Annotated in this window: 15 protein-coding genes; 4 read left to right on the top strand and 11 right to left on the bottom strand. The window is 70.4% G+C overall.

The window, feature by feature from the left end:
- Window positions 1-4: 4 nt before the first annotated feature.
- The 10 genes from FM076_RS21795 to FM076_RS21750 all read right to left on the bottom strand — a co-directional run bounded on the left by FM076_RS21795 (window position 5) and on the right by FM076_RS21750 (window position 14,336).
- The gene (locus FM076_RS21795) at window positions 5-985 is read right to left on the bottom strand and encodes an ABC transporter permease (protein WP_173872663.1); all 981 of its coding nucleotides are present in this window, start codon (window positions 983-985) and stop codon (window positions 5-7) included.
- 105 nt (window positions 986-1,090) lie between these two features.
- A complete protein-coding gene (locus tag FM076_RS21790) occupies window positions 1,091-2,014 on the bottom strand; it encodes an ABC transporter permease subunit (protein ID WP_173872662.1) in 924 nt (307 codons plus the stop codon).
- A gap of 6 nt (window positions 2,015-2,020) precedes the next feature.
- Window positions 2,021-3,667 (bottom strand): peptide ABC transporter substrate-binding protein, encoded by a 1,647-nt coding sequence (locus tag FM076_RS21785; RefSeq protein WP_173872661.1) that lies wholly within the window; start codon window positions 3,665-3,667, stop codon window positions 2,021-2,023.
- A 218-nt stretch (window positions 3,668-3,885) separates the two neighbouring features.
- Complete coding sequence (locus FM076_RS21780) at window positions 3,886-4,950, bottom strand: ABC transporter ATP-binding protein (protein WP_345945153.1); 1,065 nt, start codon at window positions 4,948-4,950, stop codon at window positions 3,886-3,888.
- Window positions 4,943-5,920: an ABC transporter ATP-binding protein gene (locus FM076_RS21775; RefSeq protein WP_173872660.1), complete on the bottom strand. Its 978-nt coding sequence runs from the start codon at window positions 5,918-5,920 to the stop codon at window positions 4,943-4,945. Before FM076_RS21775 ends, FM076_RS21780 begins: the two co-directional genes overlap by 8 nt.
- A 17-nt stretch (window positions 5,921-5,937) precedes the next feature.
- Window positions 5,938-6,876: an ABC transporter permease gene (locus FM076_RS21770; RefSeq protein WP_173872659.1), complete on the bottom strand. Its 939-nt coding sequence runs from the start codon at window positions 6,874-6,876 to the stop codon at window positions 5,938-5,940.
- A complete protein-coding gene (locus FM076_RS21765; protein WP_173872658.1) occupies window positions 6,869-7,798 on the bottom strand; it encodes an ABC transporter permease in 930 nt (309 codons plus the stop codon). The genes FM076_RS21770 and FM076_RS21765 overlap by 8 nt, the downstream gene beginning before the upstream one ends.
- Window positions 7,799-7,832: 34 nt before the next feature.
- A complete protein-coding gene (locus FM076_RS21760; protein WP_173872657.1) occupies window positions 7,833-9,458 on the bottom strand; it encodes a peptide ABC transporter substrate-binding protein in 1,626 nt (541 codons plus the stop codon).
- Between the two features lie 407 nt (window positions 9,459-9,865).
- Window positions 9,866-11,737, bottom strand: a complete 1,872-nt coding sequence (gene typA, locus FM076_RS21755; RefSeq protein WP_173872656.1) for a translational GTPase TypA — start codon at window positions 11,735-11,737, stop codon at window positions 9,866-9,868.
- A 190-nt stretch (window positions 11,738-11,927) separates the two neighbouring features.
- Window positions 11,928-14,336 carry an ABC transporter family substrate-binding protein gene (locus tag FM076_RS21750; RefSeq protein WP_173872655.1) on the bottom strand — a complete coding sequence of 803 codons (2,409 nt, stop codon included), beginning with the start codon at window positions 14,334-14,336 and terminating at the stop codon, window positions 11,928-11,930.
- A 325-nt stretch (window positions 14,337-14,661) separates the two neighbouring features.
- On the opposite strand from FM076_RS21750, the gene FM076_RS21745 reads away from it, so the two are divergent.
- The 4 genes from FM076_RS21745 to FM076_RS21730 all read left to right on the top strand — a co-directional run bounded on the left by FM076_RS21745 (window position 14,662) and on the right by FM076_RS21730 (window position 18,725).
- The gene (locus FM076_RS21745) at window positions 14,662-14,949 is read left to right on the top strand and encodes a hypothetical protein (RefSeq protein WP_173872654.1); all 288 of its coding nucleotides are present in this window, start codon (window positions 14,662-14,664) and stop codon (window positions 14,947-14,949) included.
- 74 nt (window positions 14,950-15,023) lie between these two features.
- On the top strand, window positions 15,024-15,875 hold the full coding sequence (locus tag FM076_RS21740; RefSeq protein ID WP_173872653.1) for a hypothetical protein: 852 nt from the start codon (window positions 15,024-15,026) through the stop codon (window positions 15,873-15,875).
- Between the two features lie 25 nt (window positions 15,876-15,900).
- A complete protein-coding gene (locus FM076_RS21735) occupies window positions 15,901-17,868 on the top strand; it encodes a fumarate reductase/succinate dehydrogenase flavoprotein subunit (protein WP_173872652.1) in 1,968 nt (655 codons plus the stop codon).
- Window positions 17,869-17,921: 53 nt separating this feature from the next.
- On the top strand, window positions 17,922-18,725 hold the full coding sequence (locus FM076_RS21730; protein WP_173874915.1) for a succinate dehydrogenase/fumarate reductase iron-sulfur subunit: 804 nt from the start codon (window positions 17,922-17,924) through the stop codon (window positions 18,723-18,725).
- 124 nt (window positions 18,726-18,849) lie between these two features.
- Here FM076_RS21730 and FM076_RS21725 read toward each other — a convergent pair whose 3' ends face one another.
- On the bottom strand, window positions 18,850-20,883 hold the full coding sequence (locus FM076_RS21725; RefSeq protein ID WP_173872651.1) for an ATP-binding SpoIIE family protein phosphatase: 2,034 nt from the start codon (window positions 20,881-20,883) through the stop codon (window positions 18,850-18,852).
- Between the last annotated feature and the right edge of the window lie 239 nt (window positions 20,884-21,122).

Raw genomic sequence — 21,122 nt, 5'->3', positions numbered from 1 at the left:
CGGCTCACCTCAGCTTCGGGTCGAGGGCGTCCCGCACCGCGTCGCCGAGCATGATGAACGCCAGCACGGTGAGGCTGAGCGCGGCGGCCGGGTACAGCAGGATGTGCGGCGCGTTCCGGAACTGCATGCCCTGGGAGGCGGCGGAGATGTCGGCGCCCCAGGAGACGGTGGGCGGCTGGAGCCCCACGCCCAGGTAGGAGAGGGTCGCCTCCAGCGAGATGTAGGTCCCCAGTGCGATGGTCGCCGTCACGATCACCGGCGCGATGGCGTTGGGCAGGATGTGCCGCACCATCATGCGGACGGTGCCGGCTCCCAGGGCGCGGGCCGCCAGTACGTAGTCGTTCTGCTTGGCGGTGATGACCGAGCCCCGCGCGATACGGGCCACCTGCGGCCAGCCCAGCAGCACGATGAAGGAGACCACCGTCCAGATCGAGCGGCTGCCGGTCATGGAGAGGAAGACCAGGCCGCCGAGGACGATGGGGATGCCGAAGAAGACGTCGGTGACCCGGGAGAGGATCGCGTCCCACATCCCGCCGAAGAACCCGGCGAGCCCGCCGAGCAGGCTGCCGAGGACGGCCACCCCGAGCGTGGCGCAGACGCCCACCGTCACGGAGGTGCGGGCGCCGTGGACCACCCGCGTGTACACGTCGCACCCCTGGGTGTCGAAGCCGAACCAGTGCCCGGCCGACGAGGGGTCGAGGGAGCGGCCGAGCCGGCAGGAGAGCGGGTCCTGCGAGGCGATCAGGCCGGGCCACAGCGAGATGAGCACCAGGAACGCGATGAGCAGGCCCGCGAGGAGGAAGACCGGGTTGCGGCGCAGGTCGTGCCAGGCGTCCGACCACAGGCTCCGCCCCTTCTGCCCCCTCTCCCCCGGCTCCCGCCCCGGCGACCTGGGACCGCGGCCCTCGGCACGCTCCACCTCGGTCTCGGCCCCGGCGAGCGCGGCGGTCTCGTCGGGCCCCTCGATCGCGGGCGTCCCGGTCATGGCAGAGCCCCCCGCCGGGCGAGGGCCGGGGCGTCGCGGCCTGCGCGGGCCACCCCGGTGCGGGGGAGCACACCGGCATCGGTGCCGGAGGGGCGGGAGTGCGGGTCACACATAGCGGATCCTCGGGTCGAGCACGGCGTACAGGAGGTCGACGAGCAGGTTCGCGAGGAGGAAGACGATGACGAGGATGGTCACGAAGCCGACGACGGTCGGCGAGTTCTGCCGGACGATGCCCTGCCACAGCTGGAAGCCGACGCCCTGGATGTTGAAGATGCGTTCGGTCACCAGCGCCCCTGCCATCAGGCTGCCGACGTCCGTTCCCAGGAAGGTGACGACGGGGATGAGGGAGTTGCGCAGCAGGTGCCGTACCGTCACCCGCCGCCGGGACAGCCCCTTGGCGATCGCGGTGCGGACGTAGTCGGCGCGGGCGTTCTCCGCGAGGGAGGTGCGGGTCAGCCGCGTCACATAGGCCAGCGACACCAGTGCGAGCACCAGGGCGGGCAGCAGGAGTTCGTTCGCGGGCGCGGCCGGTGAGACGGCGGGCGCGATCCAGCCCCACTTCACTCCGAGCAGGTACTGGGCGAGGCTGCCGGTCACGAAGGTGGGCACGGAGATGACGACGAGGGTGAACATCAGCACCCCGCTGTCGACGGGCCGCCCACGCCGCAGTCCGGTGAGCACGCCGAGGGTGAGGCCGATGAGGATCTCGAAGACGATGGCGAGGACGGCCAGCCGGATGGTGATGGGGAAGGCCGTCCCCATGAGTTCCGTCACCGGCTGGCCGTTGAAGGCGTTGCCGAAGTCACCGGTGAAGATCTTGCCCATGTAGAGCACGTACTGCTGCCAGACCGGCTTGTCGAGGTTGAATTCCGCGCGCAGCTGGGCCGCCGTCGCGGGGTCCGGCGCACGCTCGCCGAACATCGCGTTGACCGGGTCCCCTACGGCGTAGACCATCACGAAGATGAGAAAGGTCGTCCCGATGAACACCGGGACCATCTGGAGCAGTCGTCTGACGACGTAGCGCCCCACGGCGGCTCACTTGACCTTGATGTCGGTGAACACCGGCACCGAGAAGGGGTTGAGCTTCACCTTGCCGACCCGGTCCGAATAGCCGGCGTTGCCGTTCTGGTACCACAGCGGAATGGCCGGGAACGTCTCCAGGATGCGCTTCTCGGCCTGCTGGAAGAGGCCCACGGCACTCTTCTGGTCGGCGGCGGCGTTGGCCTTGTCGATGAGCTTGTCGACCTGGGGGTCGGAGAAGCCGGAGTCGTTGGAGGAGGCGTCGGTGTAGTAGACGGGCTGGATGAAGTTCTGGATCAGCGGGTAGTCCATCTGCCAGCCGGTCCTGAACATCCCCTTCATCTTCCTGTCGGTGATGTCGGAGCGGAATTCGCTGAACGTCGGGACGGGGTTGACGGTGCAGGCGTTGTTCTTCCGCAGCGTGCGGTTGACGCTGTTGCAGACGGCTTCCATCCACTGCCGGTGGGACCCGGTGTCCACGTTGGAGGTCAGTGTGATCCGGCCGCCGGGCAGCCCCCCGCCCTGCTTGATGAGCTTTCTCGCGCCCTTGGGGTCGTACTCGCACGCCTTCCCGCACAGCCCCGGCTTGTAGCCGCCCGCCGTCTTCAGCACGGGTGAGGTCAGGTCGGTCGCCGGCTCCCGGGTGCCGTGGTAGATCTTGTCGGTCACCTCCTTCCGGTTGATCGCCATGGACAGACCGCGCCGGACCATCGCGGCCTTCCCGCCCTGCCACTTCTTGTCGTACATCGGGAAGGAGAGGCTCTGCGTGATGCCCGCCGGCTGGTTGATGTAGCGCCCGTGCAGATCGCGCTTCGCGTTCTTGAGCTGGCCGGCCGGAAGCTCGTCGACCACGTCCAGGTTCCCTGCCTGGAGGTCGGTGTAGCCGGTGTTCTGGTCGGTGTAGACCTTCAGCTCGACGCCCTTGTTCCGGGGCTTGTCCTCACCCGCGTAGTGCTTGTTCCGCGACAGCTTCATGGATTGGCCCTTGGAGTACGAGTCCACCTTGTACGGGCCGTTTCCGACCGGCTTCTCCAGCCATCCGTCGTGGTCGGTGAAGAAGCTCCTGGGCAGCGGCGCATAGGCGCTGTAGCCGAGGGTCTGGGGCCAGGTCGAGAATTCCTGGTTCAGCCGCACGGTGAAGGTGTGGCCGTCCTTGACCTTGAGCCCCGACATCGTCTTCGCCCTGGGCTTCCCCTTCTCGGGGTGCACCTCGTCGTAGCCGTCGATGTACTGGAAGAAGTAGGAGTTGATCTGCTTGTTGGTGACCAGCGCCCCGTAGTTCCACGCGTCCACGAACGACTTCGCCGTCACGGGGGTGCCGTCGGAGAATTTCCAGCCCTTTTCCAGCGTGATGGTGAAGTTCCGCTGGTCCTCGGTCGTGATGGACCGGGCGACCGCCTTCTCGGCCTTTCCGGTGACGGGGTCGTACTTCATCAGCCCCCGGGAGATCATGTCGAGGACCTTGCCGCCCTGCACCTCGTTGGTGTTCGCGGGCTCGACCGGATGCTGCGGGTCGGTCCAGAAGGCGCGGACGACCCCGTCCTGGCTCCCGCCGCCCCCGCCGCTGGTGGAGCCGCCCCCGCAGGCAGTGGCCGTGAGAGCGACCGCCCCGACGGCGGCGAGCGCCCTCCTGGTCATGGTGACGCGGGTGGCTCCACGCATGGGTGCCTCCTGGGTGCGCGGTGGGTCCGAGTACGACTCGGACCCACTTAACACCTTTTGACACCATATGCCTGGCCGCCTTGCCCGCCCCGGTCAGGGCGGCACCCGTTTGGGCGACACACCCCGGCAAGCGGCACCGGCAGCCACCGAACGGCAGCCGTCGGCCCCGGGCTTCCGGCCCTCGGCCGCCGGCCCCCTGCCCCAGCAGCCGGCCGGACTCAGGCCGCGGCCACCACCGGCCGCTCCTCGGCGAAGTGGCAGGCCGACGGGTGCGCGGCGCCCGACTCGGACTCCGCGTACAGCGACGGCACGGCCAGCAGCGGAACCTCTTCGGCGCACCGCTCGGCGGCCTTCCAGCACCGCGTCCGGAACCGGCAGCCGGAGGGCGGGTTGGCCGGGGAGGGCACATCGCCCTCCAGCACGATCCGCTCCCGCCGCCCCTCCGTCTCGGGGTCGGGCACCGGCACGGCCGACAGCAGGGCCTGGGTGTACGGGTGGGTCGGGTGCTCGTAGATCTGCTCGTCGGTGCCGATTTCGGCCATCTTCCCGAGGTACATGACGCCGACGCGGTCGGAGATGTGGCGCACGATCGACAGGTCGTGCGCGATGAAGATGTAGGAGAGGCCGAACTCGTCCTGGAGGCGTTCCATCAGGTTGACGACCTGGGCCTGGACCGAGACGTCCAGCGCGGAGACCGGCTCGTCGGCCACGATGATCTCCGGCCGCAGCGCAAGACCCCGCGCGATCCCGATCCGCTGCCGCTGACCACCACTGAACTGGTGCGGATACCGGTTCACATACTCCGGATTCAACCCCACCACATCCAGCAACTCCCGCACCCGACGCCGCCGGTCACCCCTCGGCGCCACCTCCGGATGGATGTCGAACGGCTCCCCGACGATGTCCCCCACCGTCATCCGCGGATTCAACGACGTATACGGATCCTGGAACACCATCTGGATGTTCCGCCGCACCGCCCTCAGTGCCCGCGCGGACAGCTTGGTGATGTCCTCGCCCTTGTAGCGGATCGTCCCCGAGGTGGGCTGCTCCAGGTTCATCAGCAGCTTGGCCACCGTGGACTTGCCGCAGCCGGACTCCCCGACGATACCGAGCGTCTCGCCCTTGTGCAGGTCGAAGGAGACGCCGTCCACGGCCTTGACCGCGCCGACCTGCCGCTTGAAGAGGACACCCTGCGTCAGCGGGAAGTGCTTGACCAGGTCCCGCACTTCGAGAATGGGCTCGGACTCGCGGACCGGCACGCCGCGCTCGGACTGTTCACTCACCGAGGGTCTCCTTCCAGAAGTGGCAGGCGCTGCCGCGGCCGTCGCCCACCGCCGCGAGGGGTGGCAGCTCGGTGCGGCACACGTCCCGGGCGGCGGGGCAGCGCGGGTGGAAGGCGCAACCGCCGGGCACCTTGGCCATGTTGGGGGGCAGGCCCTGGATCGCGTACAGCTCCTTGCCCTTCTGGTCGAGGCGGGGGATGGAGTCGAGGAGGCCCTTGGTGTACGGATGGGCCGGAGAGCGGTACAACTCCTTGACCCCAGCCGTCTCCACGATCCGCCCCGCGTACATCACCGCGATCTTGTCCGCCACATCCGCCACCACACCCAGATCATGCGTGATCAGAATCAGCCCCATGTTGAACTCACGCTGCAAATCCGCAAGCAACTCCATCACCTGCGCCTGCACCGTCACATCCAACGCCGTCGTCGGCTCGTCCGCGATGATCAGATCCGGCTCCAAAGCCAACGCCATCGCAATCATGATCCGCTGCCGCATCCCCCCACTGAACTGATGCGGAAAATCACCCACCCGCGCCCGGGCAGCCGGAATCCTCACCCGCTCCATCAACTCAACAGCCTTGGCCTTGGCCTCCTTACGAGAGGCACCCTGATGGACACGGAACATCTCACCCAGCTGATAACCCACGGTCAGCACCGGATTCAACGCCGACAGCGCGTCCTGGAAAATCATGGCCATCCGGGCGCCCCTGATTTTCCGGCGCTCCTCCGCGGACATGGTGAGCAGGTCCCGGCCGTGGAAGAGGATCTCTCCCTTGGGTATGCGTCCCGGCGGCATGTCGAGGATGCCCATGACGGCCTGGGCCGTCACGGACTTGCCGGAACCGGACTCGCCCAGCACCGCCAGGGTCTCCCCCGGCTCGACGCTGTAGCTCACCCCGTTGACGGCTTTGACCACGCCGTCCCTGGTGTGGAAATCGACGTGCAGGTCCCGCACTTCGAGCAGGGTCATGTCTTCCCGCGCCTCCCTCAACGGCTCTTGGGATCGAGGGCGTTGCGGACCGCATCGCCGAGCATGATGAACGCCAGCACGGTCAGGGAGACCATGACGGCGGGGGATATCAGCACATGTGGCGCCGTCCGCAGCGCGTTGCGGCCGTCGGACACGTCGATGCCCCACGAGACGGTGGGCTCCGAGAGGCCGATACCCAGGTAGGACAGGGTCGCCTCGGCGGCGATGTAGCCGCCGAGCGCGGTGGTGGCGACGACGATGACCGGGGCCAGCGCGTTGGGCACGATGTGCCGGAACATGATCCGCACGGTGCCCGCGCCCAGCGAGCGCGCGGCCTGCACGTAGTCGCTCTGTTTGACGGTGATGACGGCACCCCGCGCCACGCGGGCGATCTGCGTCCAGCCGAGGAAGAGCAGCGCGGCGATGACGACCCACACCTTGCGCTCGGCGAAGGTGGTCAGCACCACCATGGAGCCCAGCAGGAACGGGATGCCCTGGAAGATGTCGGTGATCCGGGAGAGCACGCTGTCGATCCAGCCGCCGAAGTATCCGGCGACCATGCCGACGATGCCGCCGACGACCGTCACGAACAGGGTGACGAGCACGCCCACGAGCACCGAGGCGCGGGCGCCGTGGACCATGCGCGCCCACACGGAGCGGCCCTGGCTGTCGTAGCCGAACCAGTCGGCGCGGAAGAGGTGGGTGTAGTGCGGGCCGCCCTGGTAGTGGGCCAGCAGGTCGCCGTCGCGGGGCGAGGCGGAGGTGAACAGCCCGGGGAAGGCCACCATGACCAGCAGCACCACGATGAGTGCGGCCGAGATGAGGAAGAGCGGGTTGCGTCGCAGGTCGTGCCAGGCGTCGGTCCACAGGCTGCGGCCCTTGCCCGGTGCGGGGTCGGGGGCGGCCGGCTGGGCCGTGCCCGGCAGGGAGGCGGCGGCGGTCGCTGTCTCAGGCATAACGGATCCTCGGGTCCAGGACCGCGTAGAGCAGGTCGACGAGCAGGCTTGCGGCGAGATACACGAGGACGATCAGCGTGACGATGCCGACCACGGTGGAGCCCTCGCGGCGGGTCAGTGCCTGGAAGACGGCGTTGCCGATGCCGGGCACGTTGAAGATGCCCTCGGTGACGACGGCTCCGGCCATCAGGGAGCCGATGTCGGTGCCGAGGAAGGTGACGACGGGTATCAGCGAGTTCCGCAGCAGGTGGACGCCGACCACGCGGCGGCGCGGCAGGCCCTTGGCGACGGCGGTGCGGATGTAGTCGGCGCGCAGGTTCTCCGCGACGGAGGTCCGGGTGAGCCGGGTGACGTAGGCGAGGGAGAGCGCGGCCAGCACGACGGCGGGCAGCATCAGCTGGCTGAAGGACTCGGAGTCCTGCACGGTCGGGGTGACCCAGCCCAGTTGGAAGGCGAAGACGTACTGGAAGAGGAAGCCGAGCACGAAGCTGGGGATCGAGATCAGCAGCAGCGTGAAGACGAGCACGAGCCGGTCGAGGGCCTTCTCCGCCCGCAGCCCGGCCGCCAGGCCGAGCAGGATGCCGGCGACGACGGTGAAGACGAAGGCGAACAGCGTCAGCCGGATCGTCACCGGGAACGCCTGCGCGATCACATCGGCCACCGGCCGCTGGCTGGCGATCTGGGTGCCGAAGTCGCCGTGGAACAGCCCGGTCAGATAGTGCCAGTACTGCCACCACAGGGGCTGGTCGAGGCCCAGGTGGTGCTTGAGGGCCGCGATCTGCGCCGGGTCGGAGGACTGCTCGCCCCAGAGCGCTTTGACGGGGTCGCCCGGCAGGGCGTACATCATGCAGAAGATCAGCAGAGTCGACCCGATGAAGACCGGGATCATCTGGAGCAGTCGCCGCGCGACATAGCGCCCCATGGTGCCTCCGATTGCGCGTTACGGGATGTGGGGGCTACTTGACGGTGACGTCGGAGAGGATGACGTCGCCCTTGTAGTTGACCTTGACGTTGCCGACGTCCTTGCTGTGGACGACGTTGGCCTTGTAGTCCCACAGCGGGATGGTCGGCATCTTCTCGGCGAGCTTGCGCTCCGCCTCCTGGTAGACCTTGATCGTCCCGTCCAGGGTCGTGGCCTTGTCGCCCTTCCTGAACAGGGCGTCGATCTCCTTGTCGGAGAACTTGCCGTAGTTCGTCTGGGCCTGGGTGGCGTACAGCTCCTTGAGGAAGTTGACGTTCAGCGGGTAGTCGGCCACCCAGCCACTCCGGTAGAACGCCTTGATCTGCTCGGCGTCCCGCGCGTCCAGGTCGGTCTGGAAGTCGGGCTTGGAGTCGCCGACGCACTCGATGCCGGTGGCCTTGCGGATCGAGTCGCACACCGCGGTGACCCACTCCTTGTGGCCGCCGTCCGCGTTGAACTGGATCCACAGCTTGTTGCCGGGGACGCCGCCGCCCTCCTTGATGAGCTTCCGCGCCTTCTTCGGGTCGTAGTCGAAGATGTCGGTCTTCAGCTTCTGGTAGCCGGTGACCTCGGGCGGCATGAAGCCGGTGGCGGGGACGCGGGTGCGGTTGAGCACCGTGCGGGTGATCGTCTTGCGGTCGATCGCCATGGACAGGCCCTGGAGGACCTTGGGGTCCACGTCCTTGAAGGGCTTGGAGTAGAAGGCCGGGGCGATGGTCTGGGTGCCCGCGAACGGCTGGTCGATGGAACGGTCGCCGAAGTCGTTCTTGCGCATCGGCAGGTCCTTGGGCGCCACCTGCGGAGAGATGTCCAGCGTGTTGGAGAGGACATCCTGGTAGGCGCCCTCGTAGCTGGTGTAGTTGCGGAACTGGAGGCCCTTGTTCTTCGCCTTGTGGACGCCCTTGTAGCCCTTCCACGCCTTGACCTGGATGAGCTTCTTGTGGGTCCACTCCTCGAAGGTGTAGGGCCCGTTGCCCACCGGGTGCTGGCCGTACTTCTTCGGGTCCTGGTAGAACCCGTGGGGCAGCGGCGCGAAGGTGTAGTAGCCGAGCTTGTACTTGAAGTACGAGACCGGGTGGGTCAGCTCGATGGTGAAGGTGTGGTCGTCCACCACCTTCAGGCCCGACATCGCCTTCGCCCTGGGGTCGCCCTTCTCCGGGTGGACGTCCTGGTAGCCCTTGATGTCCTCGAACCAGAAGCTGTTCTGCTGGTTGTTGCGGATGTCGGCGAACCAGTTCCAGGCGTCCACGTACGACCGGGCGGTGACGTCCTCGCCGTTGTGGAACGTCCAGCCCTTGCGGAGCTTGACCGTCCACGTCCTGGAGTCGTCCGTGGTGATCGACTCGGCGTTCGCGTTCTCCAGCTTCCCCTTGGCGTTGTACTCGACGAGCCCGGTGAACAGCGCGTTGATGACGTAGGCGCCCTGCGTCTCGTTGGTGTTGCCCGGGACGAGGGGCTTCTGCGGCTCGGTGACGTCGATGGACACGTACCCGGCGGGCTTGCCGCCGTCGCCCGCGCCCGAGCCGCAGGCCGCGGCCGTCAGCGCCACGGCGACCGCGAGCGCCGACCACCGCGCCGTCGTCGCGGCCCTTCGAAACCGCACGGACCTGGCAGCACGCATGGGCGTCCTCCTTGTGTCGTTCACCAAGGGAGAGTCGGCGCCCATGTGACGGTGCGTGACCCGTTAACCCGAACTTGAGGGTTTCAACTATCCGCCCCCGTACCCCCGCCGAACCAGGGGTTGCGCGTCTCATTTTGATTACACATACAACTTGTTGTCCGGTAACCGGAGATTCCCGACCCGTACAGGCGGGCAATTGCCGCACAGCACACCGGTGGCATCTCGCTATCCGGACGGCACGGTCGCGGAGCGCACACGAGGCAGGCCACGGGAAGTGCCCCGGAGAACACGATCAGGCCCCCATCCGCCAGGGTGGGGGCCTGATCGCTGAACTCTTCCGCTACGGTGCGCAACCACGACGGCGGGGGCGGGACCGCCTCACCGGTGGCCGCACCGCGCGGGCACCGTCACCTCTTGGCGCGGGAGGCCGCGCGGGCCCGCTCCTTCGCGTCGAGGTTCACCTTGCGGATGCGCACCGTCTCCGGCGTCACCTCGATGCACTCGTCCTCGCGGCAGAACTCCAGCGCCTGCTCCAGCGAGAGCTTCCGCGGCGGAACCAGGTTCTCCGTGGTGTCGGCGGAGGCAGCCCGCATGTTGGTGAGCTTCTTCTCCTTGGTGATGTTGACGTCCATGTCGTCGGAGCGGGAGTTCTCCCCGACGATCATGCCCTCGTACACCTCGGTGCCCGGCTCGATGAAGATCGTGCCGCGCTCCTGGAGGTTCATCATCGCGAACGGCGTCGCCGTCCCGGCGCGGTCCGCGACCAGCGAGCCGCTGCGCCGCGTGCGCAGTTCGCCGAACCACGGCTCGTGGCCCTCGAAGATCGAGTGCGCGATACCGGTGCCGCGGGTCTCGGTCAGGAACTCCGTGCGGAAGCCGATCAGCCCGCGGGACGGAACGATCCACTCCATGCGCACCCAGCCGGAGCCGTGGTTGGTCATCGTCTCCATCCGGCCCTTGCGGGTGGCCATCAGCTGGGTGATGGCGCCCAGGTGCTCCTCGGGGGCGTCGATGGTCATGCGCTCGACCGGCTCGTGCAGCTTCCCGTCGATCTCGCGGGTGACCACCTCCGGCTTGCCCACGGTCAGCTCGAAGCCCTCCCGGCGCATCGTCTCCACCAGGATGGCCAGGGCCAGCTCACCGCGGCCCTGCACCTCCCAGGCGTCGGGGCGCTCGGTGGGCAGGACCCGCAGCGAGACGTTGCCGACCAGCTCCCGGTCCAGCCGGTCCTTGACCAGCCGAGCGGTGACCTTGTGGCCCTTGCCGCCCTTGCCGACCAGCGGCGAGGTGTTGGTGCCGATGGTCATGGAGATGGCGGGCTCGTCCACGGTGATCAGCGGCAGCGCCACCGGGTTCTCGACGTCCGCCAGCGTCTCGCCGATCATGATGTCCGGGATGCCGGCGACCGCGCAGATGTCGCCCGGCCCGGCCTCGGTGGCGGGCTTGCGGGTGAGCGCCTCGGTCATCAGCAGCTCGGTGATCCGCACGTTCTGCACGGAGCCGTCCCGCTTCATCCAGGCCACGGTCTGGCCCTTCTTCAGCGAGCCCTCCTTCACGCGCAGCAGCGCGATCCGGCCCAGGAAGTTGTCGGCGTCCAGGTTGGTGACGTGCGCCTGGAGCGGGGCGCCCTCCTCGTAGGTGGGGGCGGGCACCGTCTCCAGCAGGGTGGTGAAGAACGGCTCCAGGCTGGTGCTGTCCGCGGGCACGGCGCCGTCGGCCGGCTGCGTCAGCGAGGCGATGCCGTCGCGGGCGCAGGCGTAGACGATGGGGAACTCGATCTGCTCCTCGTCCGCGTCCAGGTCGAGGAAGAGGTCGTAGGTCTCGTCCACGACCTCGGAGATCCGGGCGTCGGGCCGGTCGGTCTTGTTGACGCAGAGGATGACCGGGAGCCGGGCCTCCAGGGCCTTGCGCAGCACGAAGCGGGTCTGCGGCAGGGGCCCCTCGGAGGCGTCGACCAGCAGCACCACCGCGTCCACCATCGACAGGCCGCGCTCGACCTCACCGCCGAAGTCGGCGTGGCCGGGGGTGTCGATGATGTTGATGGTGATCGGGTCGCCACCGTCCTTGGGGTGGTATTTGACCGCGGTGTTCTTCGCGAGAATGGTGATGCCCTTCTCGCGCTCCAGGTCGTTGGAGTCCATCACCCGGTCGTCGACGGACTCCAGCTGGTGGGCGGCGAAGGCTCCGGCCTGCTTGAGCATGGCGTCGACCAGTGTCGTCTTGCCGTGGTCGACGTGGGCGACGATGGCGACGTTGCGGATGTCGTGGCGCGTGGGCACTGCGAGGTGTCTCCCGGGTTGACGGATGGGTCCCCGCGGCGCCCCTGGGGGGCCGGGCCGCGGGCCCTGACGCCGGGCTCGGCTCGCCACGGCTGTGTCAACCATGGTACGGCCCCCGCGCGAAGCGCCGGACGGGGCCGCCGCGCGGTCCGTCCGGCGCCCCCTCCGCCCCGGGGTGGCGGGGCCCCGCTCAGCCCTTGCGGTAGCCGATGTCCTCGTAGGCGGGGGTGCGGAAGCCGAAGGCCCCGACGTTGGCCAGGTTCCGCTTGGCGGCCACCAGCTGGGGCCGCTGGTAGAGCGGCAGCGAACCGGCCACCGCCCAGATCCGCGCGTCCGCCTTCTCCATCAGCTCGGCCCGGCGCCCGTCGTCCAGCTCGCCCGCGGCCTGCTCGAAGAGCTGGTCGATCTGGTCGGTGCCCACCCGCGCGTAGTTCTGCTCCACCAGCAGCGAGCCGTCGGGGGCCGGCTGCGGCTTGGCGAAGATCGGCCGCGCCTCGGTCGCCGGGAACGCCGTCGCCGGCCACGAGTAGAGCGCCAGGTCGTACTCGCCCGCCGCGATGTGGTCCTTGAAGTAGCTGTCGCCGGGCACCTTCTTGATCTGCGTACGGATGCCGACCTCGTCCAGCATCCGCGCGATCCGCTCCCCGGTGGCCCGCAGCTGCGCCGACCCCTTGCCGCCCGGCAGGACGAAGCGCAGCGCGAGGGGCTTGCCCTCCTTGCCGCGTACGGCGGTGGCCGGGTCGGCCTCCAGCAGCCGCAGCTCCCTGGCCGTGGCCCGCACCCGCTCCGCGGTCCGCAGCGCCGCCCGGGCCCGGCGCAGTGCGCGCTCGGAGCCCGACCGCTCGGCGGCGGCCATCCGCGCGTGCGCGGACTGCGCCAGCATGGCGGCGCGCTGCGTGGTCGTCGAGACGGTGAGGTTGAGGGGCTTGTCGACGACCTGGGCGATCTGCGCCGCGGTCAGGCGGACGACCGACGCCTCGGCCTCCTCCCGGTAGGGCGCACGGGCCCCCGCCTGCGGGGACGAGGCCGAGGCCGGCGGCTCGGCGGGGCCGCCCTCGGACCGCGCGCCGCCGCGATGCCCGTCCCGCTGCCCCGGCTCGCCCTTCGGGGCGGACCCGCGGGTGCCGGGCCCGCCCCGGGTGAGGGCACCGCCGGTCTTCCAGCCCGCGTCGGCGAGGAGGGACTGCGCGGCGTCCACGTCCTCGCCGCCCACGGCGCCGCTGTTGTCCCGGTAGCCGTTCTGGTTGGTCATCCGCAGATGGCTGCCGAGCGGCTTGGCGGGCAGCCCGGTCCCCTCCATCGCCTTCCTCGCCAGCTCGCCGCGGTCGATGGCGCGGGCCACGGCGCGGCGCACCCGCTCGTCGGCCAGGGGGCCGCGCGAGCCGTTGAGCGCCAGCTGCGTGTAGGCCGGGTCCAGGGCGGTGCGCACCTCGTAGGCGCTCAGCCGCTCGGCGGTCGCCGCGCCGAGCCGCTCGCGGGCCTCGCGCTTGCGCTCCCGGCGCAGCTGGGCCTCCCGCTTCTCGCCGCGCTCACCGGCCGCACCGGGACGCCGAGGGCCGCCGAGGCCGTTCGCGGCGCCGATCTTCTTCGCCGCGGCACCGCCCACGTCGGCGACGTCCACCTTCCCCTCGGCCAGCGCCTCGGTCCGCTCGTCGCGGGGCACCGCCCTCAGCACGATGCGGTCCAGCTTCGCGCGCTCGCCCCACCAGCGGGCGTCGCGCCGCAGGACGGTGCGGTCGCGGGCCGAGTCCCTGCCGGTCTTCTTCCCCTTCGCGGGGACGACGCGGAAGGGGCCCGCCGAGGCGGGCAGCGCGGTGCGCGAGCCGTCGTTGAAGGCGTGCGGGCTTCGCATCGCCTGCTTCGGGTAGAGCGGGGTGAACAGCGAGCGCCAATCCGCGTACGGCTTGGCGAAGACGACCTTCACCTCTCCCGCGCCCTCGCCCCTGGTGATCTTCCTGATCCGCTCGTAGCCGGCGTTCCGCGCGGTCCAGAAGGCGTTGTCCTTGCCGCGCAGCGCCTTCCACTGGGCCCGGAAGTCCGCCGCCGAGACCCGGCGGCCGTCGCTCCAGCGCGCCTTGGGGTTCAGCTTGTAGACGACGGTCTGCCTCGGCTCGGTCGAGGTGACCTCGGCGCCGTCCAGGTAGTCCTTGTTCAGCTGCGGCGTCCCGTGCTGGTCGAGGGTGAAGAGCGCGGGCAGCGTGGCGGCGGCGACCCGCTTGGTGGCCTCGGAGGCGTCGGGCTGGAAGACGTTGAAGGTGGTGGGCGCCGCGTCCACCGCCCAGCGCAGCGTCCCGCCGGCGGAGAGCTGCCGCCGGTCGGTGGCGCGCACGTCGCCGTCCGCGTCCGCCGTGCCCGCGCCGATGCCGGAGCCCGCGCCGTCGTCCGAGGTGTCCTCGTCCGCGCCGCACGCGGCCAGTGGCAACGGGAGCAGCACTCCGGCCACCAGGGCGGCCACCCAGCGCCGGCCGCCGCGCCCGCCCCGGCGGTGCCGGGCGCGCCGCTCCTCCCGCGTGCCGGGCTCCGCCGTGTCCGGGCGGGAGGGGGACTCGTCTCGCTGTCGTCTCGGGGGCCGTGCTGACTCGGCTGGGACGGCTCGCATGCTCAAACCTCCGGGGCTGACCGCGCGCCCGCTACGTCCTCTTTTGGCGGTTTTTGCGGTTCATCACATCTTTTCGCCCCACAGGCCACGGCCCCAAACCCCCGACCACCCGGACACGACACCTGGGGCGGGCACGCCACCCGGGCGGAGGACACCCGGGGGGCCGGAGCCTCACACGGATGGCACGGTCAAGCCGGGGTTCCGCCGAGGGCGACCCGTACGGGCGCAATGGCGTACCGCACCCTTCACAAGCCGAGTGTGACGCGCAACACTCGCCAGGCGCATGGACCACGCCAGCCGCCACCACAGCGGAGGTGGGCAAGTCATGTCCCTACACGACGAACTGACGGCCGCTCAGCGCTGCCTGGACGATCTCGCGCGCTGCGTCAGCCGGCTCGAGACGCACCTCGGCAACGGCCTGGAGATCCGGCGGGTGCGCAGCGACGCCGCACACCTCAAGGAGTCGCTCGCCCTGCTGGGAGCCACCGCACCGCGCCCGACGAGCGAGCCGCGCCCCGAGATGGTGACCATTTCCGACCAGCCCTACGACCCGGGCCTGTGGACGGACGTCGACGACGAGGGACTCGGAGCACGCGGCCGACACGCACCGTGAGCGGGTGGATACTACGAGTCCACCACGGCAGGCCCTTGCCGCTTCGACCCCTGTCGTCTCATCCGGAGATTCCGTTGGCCACTGGCACCGAACCCCGACAGAACAGGGGGCCCCGACCGACCGCGGGCTCCCAGCCCACCGGCGTGCGCGGGAGCACCCGCGCCGCGATCGCCGCCCCGCATCTGCGCAAGGACCGCTGGTGGCTCGCGCCGGCGGCGACCGTCCTTGGGCTGCTCGCCTTCGTCGTCTACTCGACGTGGCGCGCGTTCGCGAACGCCGACTACTACCACGCGCCCTATGTGTCGCCGTTCTACTCGCCCTGCCTGGCGGACAACTGCGCGACGATGAAGGGCGGGCCCAACTGGGGCCTGTTCGGCGCGTGGTGGGGCCTGTCGCCCGCGCTGCTCATCCTGGTCTTCCCGCTGGGCTTCCGGCTCACCTGCTACTACTACCGCAAGGCGTACTACCGCGGCTTCTGGGCCTCTCCCCCGGCCTGCGCGGTCGCCGAACCGCACAAGAAGTACACCGGCGAGACCCGCTTCCCGCTGATCCTGCAGAACATCCACCGCTACTTCTTCTACGCCGCGCTGCTCGTCGCGCTGGTCCTCACCTGGGACACCCTGCTCGGCTTCCGCGACGCGGACTACGCGTGGGGCCACATGGGCCTGGGCACGCTGGTCTTCCTCGTCAACATCACACTGATCTGGGCGTACACCCTCTCGTGCCACTCCTGCCGGCACATCGTCGGCGGCAGGCTGCGGCACTTCTCCAAGCACCCGGTGCGCTACCGGCTGTGGGGCTGGGTCGGAAAGCTCAACGAACGGCACATGCTGCTGGCCTGGGCCTCGCTGGTGAGCGTGGCGCTGGCGGACTTCTACGTCTACCTGCTGGCCACCGGCGCTTTCACCGACCCGCGCTTCTTCTGAGGGATTCGAGAGGGAAACCAGCGACATGGCACACGTAGAACGACAGCAGTGGGACGTCGTCATCATCGGCGCGGGCGGCGCCGGGCTGCGGGCCGCGATCGAGGCCCGCGAGCAGGGGCTGCGGACCGCGGTGATCTGCAAGTCCCTCTTCGGCAAGGCCCACACGGTGATGGCCGAGGGCGGTATCGCGGCCAGCATGGGCAACGTCAACGAGGGAGACAACTGGAAGGTCCACTTCCGCGACACCATGCGCGGCGGCAAGTTCCTCAACCAGTGGCGCATGGCGGAGCTGCACGCGCGCGAGGCCCCCGAGCGGGTGTGGGAGCTGGAGACCTGGGGCGCGCTGTTCGACCGTACGGCGGACGGGCGGATCTCGCAGCGCAACTTCGGCGGCCACGAGTACCCGCGCCTGGCACACGTCGGCGACCGCACGGGGCTGGAGCTGATCCGCACCCTCCAGCAGAAGGTCGTCTCCCTCCAGCAGGAGGACTTCAAGGAGAGCGGCGACTACGAGGCGCGCATCAAGGTCTTCCAGGAGTGCACGGTCACCCGCGTCCTGAAGGACGGCGACAAGGTGAGCGGCGCCTTCTGCTACGAACGCGAGAGCGGCCGGTTCTTCGTCATCGAGGCGCCCGCGGTGGTGCTGGCGACCGGCGGCATCGGCAAGTCGTTCAAGGTGACCTCCAACTCCTGGGAGTACACCGGGGACGGGCACGCGCTGGCGCTGCTGGCCGGGGCCTCGCTGATCAACATGGAGTTCGTGCAGTTCCACCCGACGGGGATGGTCTGGCCGCCGTCGGTCAAGGGCATCCTGGTCACCGAGTCGGTGCGCGGCGACGGCGGGGTGCTGCGCAACTCCGAGGGCAAGCGGTTCATGTTCGACTACGTCCCGGACGTCTTCAAGGAGAAGTACGCCGAGACCGAGCAGGAGGCCGACGGCTGGTACGAGGACCCCGACAACCACCGCCGCCCGCCCGAACTGCTGCCCCGCGACGAGGTCGCGCGCGCCATCAACGCCGAGGTCAAGGCGGGACGCGGCTCCCCGCACGGCGGGGTCTTCCTGGACGTGTCCACCCGGATGCCCGCCGAGACCATCAAACGGCGGCTGCCCTCGATGCACCACCAGTTCCGGGAGCTGGCGGACGTGGACATCACGGCCGAGCCCATGGAGGTCGGCCCGACCTGCCACTACGTCATGGGCGGCGTGGACGTCGAGTCGGACACCGCCGCCGCGCGGGGTGTGCCCGGCCTGTTCGCGGCGGGCGAGGTCGCCGGGGGCATGCACGGCTCCAACCGGCTGGGCGGCAACTCGCTGTCCGACCTGCTGGTCTTCGGCCGGCGCGCCGGGCTGCACGCCGCCCGGTACGCGCAGGCGTGCGGCACCGAGCGGGCCCGGGTCGGCGAGGAGCAGATCGAGGCGGCGGCGGCCGAGGCCCTGCGGCCGTTCGGCACCGAACCGTCGCCGGGAGCCGGCGCGGGCGCGGGCCCGGACGCGGGCACGGGCGGGGAAGCGGGGGGACCGGCCGAGAACCCCTACGCCGTCCACCAGGAACTCCAGCAGACGATGAACGACCTGGTCGGCATCATCCGGCGGGAGGAGGAGATGGGCGAGGCGCTGGAGCGCCTCGCCGGCCTGCGGGAGCGGGCACGCCGGGTGCGGGTGGAGGGCCACCGCCAGTTCAACCCGGGCTGGCACCTGGCTCTCGACCTGCGCAACATGCTGCTGGTCAGCGAGTGCGTGGCCCGCGCCGCGCTCAACCGCACCGAGTCGCGCGGCGGCCACACCCGCGACGACTACCCGGAGATGGACCGCGAGTGGCGCCGCGCCAACCTCGTCTGCACCCTGAAGGTCGCGGCGGCCGAGGACGGCGCGGCCGACCGGATCAGCCTCCGCCGCCGCGAGATGCCGCCGATCCGCAAGGACCTCCTTGAGCTGTTCGAGAAGGAGGAGTTGATCAAGTACCTGACCGACGAGGAGCTGACGAGCGAGTGACTACCGAAGCGCACCACGGGGCGGGCCCCGGCCGCGAGGGCATCGACGGCGCGGTGAGCGGCGGCGCCCCGGACACCACGCGACCGGGAACCAGCTACGACGCGCACTTCCGGATCTGGCGCGGCGACGTGGACGGCGGCGGCCTGGAGGACTTCACCGTCGAGGTGAACGAGGGCGAGGTCGTCCTCGACATCATCCACCGCCTCCAGGCCACCCAGACCCCCGACCTCGCGGTCCGCTGGAACTGCAAGGCGGGCAAGTGCGGCTCGTGCAGCGCGGAGATCAACGGTCGCCCGAGGCTGATGTGCATGACCCGGATGTCCGTCTTCGACCGGGACGAGGTCGTCACCGTCACCCCTCTGCGGGCGTTCCCGGTGGTGCGGGACCTGGTCACGGACGTCGGCTTCAACTACACCAAGGCACGCGAGATCCCCGCCTTCGTGCCGCCGCCCGGCCTGGGGCCCGGCGAGTACCGGATGCGGCAGGAGGACGTCGGGCGCTCGCAGGAGTTCCGCAAGTGCATCGAGTGCTTCCTGTGCCAGGACACCTGCCACGTCGTCCGCGACCACGAGGAGAACAAGGCCGCCTTCGCCGGTCCGCGCTTCCTGATGCGGGTCGCCGAACTGGACATGCACCCCCTCGACGCCGCCGGGGAGCAGGGCCTGGACCGCAAGACCACGGCACAGGACGACCACGGCCTGGGCTACTGCAACATCACCAAATGCTGCACCGAGGTGTGCCCGGAGCACATCCGGATCACGGACAACGCCCTCATCCCGCTCAAGGAACGCGCCGCTGACCGCAAGTACGACCCGCTGGTGTGGCTCGGCACCAAGATCCGCCGCCGCCGCGCCTGACGGACACGGCACCTCCCCGGCCGGCGGGTACGGCACCTCCCCGCCGGCGGGCGGCGCCCCGGACGGCCGGCGGTGGTGCGGCGCCCCCGGTCGAGGGCGCCGCGCCGGTCGGAACAGGCTCAGCTCAAAACAGGCTCAGCAGCGCCTCTGTCGGGTCCGGTGCCGCCGTGCCGGCCTCGGGGCGGGGCAGCTGGAACCAGACGGCCTTGCCGGAGGGGACCCGGCGGCTCCCCCAGCCCGTGCTGAGGAGGTCGACGAGCTGGAGGCCCCGGCCGCCCTCGTCGGTGTCGCGGGCACGGCGCCTGCGGGGCTGGACCTGGCCCGCGTCCCACACCTCGCACACCAGCGTGCGCTCCAGCAGCAGCCGCAGCCGGATGTTGCCCTCGCCGTAGCGCAGCGCGTTGGTGACCAGTTCGCTCACCAGCAGTTCGGCGGTGTCGCCGAGGGCGTCGAGGTCCCAGGAGGCCAGTTGCTCGCGGGCCAGTTCGCGGGCGCGTGCGACCGAGCGGGGTTCGGGGGGCAGCGTCCAGTCGCCCACGTTCTCCGGAGCCAGGCCCTGCACCCGGGCGACGAGCAGGGCGATGTCGTCCTCGCCGTGGTGCACGTTGAGGGTGCGCAGCACGCGGTCCGCGGTGTCCTCCAGCGGCTCGGCCGCGTCCGTGAGCGCCGAGCGGAACCGGTCCAGGCCCTCGTCCAGGGGGTGGTCGCGGGATTCGACCAGGCCGTCGGTGTAGAGGGCGAGCATCGCGCCCTGGGGCAGCTCGATCTCGATCTCCTCGAACGGTTCGCCGCCCACGCCCAGCGGGACGCCCTTGGGGACCTCCAGCAGCAGTGCGGGCTCGTCCGGTTCGACCATGATGGGCGGCAGGTGTCCCGCGTTGGCGAAGGTGCAGCGCCGCGAGACCGGGTCGTAGACGGCGTAGATGCAGGTGGCCAGGTACACCTCGGACAGGTCGGTGTCGCTGCCGCGCTGGGTGCGCTGCGGGTGCTGTCTGCGGGTGTCGCCGAGGCCGCGCGCGATCTCGTCGAGGGCGCCGAGAACTTCGGCGGGTTCCATGTCGGTGAGCGCCAGGGTGCGGACGGCGGTGCGCAGTTCGCCCATGGCGACCGCCGCGCGCAGCCCGCGCCCCATCACGTCCCCGACGACGATGGCGGTGCGGTGCCCGGGCAGTTCGATGACGTCGAACCAGTCGCCGCCCACCTCGGTGGCCGGGTTGCCGGGCAGGTAGCGGCAGGCGATCTCCAGTCCGGCCGCCTCCGGGTCGCCCGGCGGCAGCAGGCTGCGCTGCAGTATGAGGGCCCGCTCGTGCTCCCTGCGGTAGAGCCGGGCGTTGTCGATGCACACGGCGGCGCGGGCCGCCAGCTCGGCGGCGAGCGCGCCGTCCCGCTCCCCGAAGGGCTCGCTGCCCTTGGCGCGGGAGAACTGGGCCAGTCCCAGCACCCGGTCCCGGGCGACCATGGGCACGGCGAGGGTGGACTGGACGACCGCGCCGAACTGGGCCGGCACATTGCCGTCCTGGCCGGAGATGTTCTGCACCCGGCCGGTGCGCAGCGCGACGGCGTACGGGGAGTGCTCGGCGTAGCAGTGGGTGGTGCCGACCTCGGCGGGCGGGCCGGGCCGCACCCCGGGGCCGGAGGCGGCCCCGTTGTGCCGGGCCCGCGCCGCCTCGTGGGTCCGGCCCGCGCGGGCGTCCGCCCAGGGGTCCACCCGGCTGTCGTCGTCCGGCATCCCGAGGCCGTAGGAGGGGGCGTCCGAGACGGCGCTGGCGAAGGCGACCCTGCGCAGTTCCCCGCGCGGCGAGCCGACGGGACCGCGGCGGCGGTGGGGCAGCCCGGACCGCGCGGTGCCGTTGACCTGACCGGGCCGCGGGACCCCGTTGGCCGCGCCCGCCCGGCCGGGGGCCGGGTCGTCGAAGCCGTCCGGGTCGTCGGGGCCCGAGGGTCCGACCGGGCGGGGCTCGTCACCGGCCAGCACACTCTCGTACAGGTCGACGGAGGCCAGGTCGCAGAACTGCGGCACCGCCACGTCCAGCAGTTCGCGGGCCGTGGTCTCCAGGTCCAGTGAGTTGCCGATCCGCGCGCCCGCGGCGTTCAGCAGGGCCAGGGCACGACGTACGTCGTCCTGCTTACCGGCCGCCTCCACCGGGATATCGCTCAATGCCGCCCCTTCCACTGCCGGTGCTCGCCTCCGGTCCGAGCAGTGTGGCAGCCCGGACGACGATCCGGAGCCCGCTCTTCCCGATCGCTACAAGTCTTCCTTGTCACGACGAGGCAACATGCGCATACCCCCCGCTGTCCACGAGGGCCACCCCTGTCTCCTAACCACCGAGCACGGTCTCGAACCCCCGGAGTGCGTGCCGGAACACCGGCCGGACGCGTACCCGCTCGGCGGTACTC

Origin of the sequence: Streptomyces albus subsp. chlorinus, assembly GCF_013302895.1 — a bacterium.
GTDB lineage: Bacteria > Actinomycetota > Actinomycetes > Streptomycetales > Streptomycetaceae > Streptomyces > Streptomyces chlorinus.
Note: the sequence above shows the minus strand (reverse complement) of the source record. Positions and strands in the feature narration are given on the sequence as shown.

Excerpts from the sequence above, each read along its gene's own strand:
- FM076_RS21775 (WP_173872660.1), bottom strand. The coding sequence starts at position 5,920 with ATGACCCTGCTCGAAGTGCGGGACCTGCACGTCGATTTCCACACCAGG.
- FM076_RS21770 (WP_173872659.1), bottom strand. The coding sequence starts at position 6,876 with ATGCCTGAGACAGCGACCGCCGCCGCCTCCCTGCCGGGCACGGCCCAG.
- FM076_RS21765 (WP_173872658.1), bottom strand. The coding sequence starts at position 7,798 with ATGGGGCGCTATGTCGCGCGGCGACTGCTCCAGATGATCCCGGTCTTC.
- FM076_RS21745 (WP_173872654.1), top strand. The coding sequence starts at position 14,662 with ATGTCCCTACACGACGAACTGACGGCCGCTCAGCGCTGCCTGGACGAT.
- FM076_RS21785 (WP_173872661.1), bottom strand. The coding sequence starts at position 3,667 with ATGCGTGGAGCCACCCGCGTCACCATGACCAGGAGGGCGCTCGCCGCC.
- FM076_RS21760 (WP_173872657.1), bottom strand. The coding sequence starts at position 9,458 with ATGCGTGCTGCCAGGTCCGTGCGGTTTCGAAGGGCCGCGACGACGGCG.
- FM076_RS21735 (WP_173872652.1), top strand. The coding sequence starts at position 15,901 with ATGGCACACGTAGAACGACAGCAGTGGGACGTCGTCATCATCGGCGCG.
- FM076_RS21795 (WP_173872663.1), bottom strand. The coding sequence starts at position 985 with ATGACCGGGACGCCCGCGATCGAGGGGCCCGACGAGACCGCCGCGCTC.
- FM076_RS21750 (WP_173872655.1), bottom strand. The coding sequence starts at position 14,336 with ATGCGAGCCGTCCCAGCCGAGTCAGCACGGCCCCCGAGACGACAGCGA.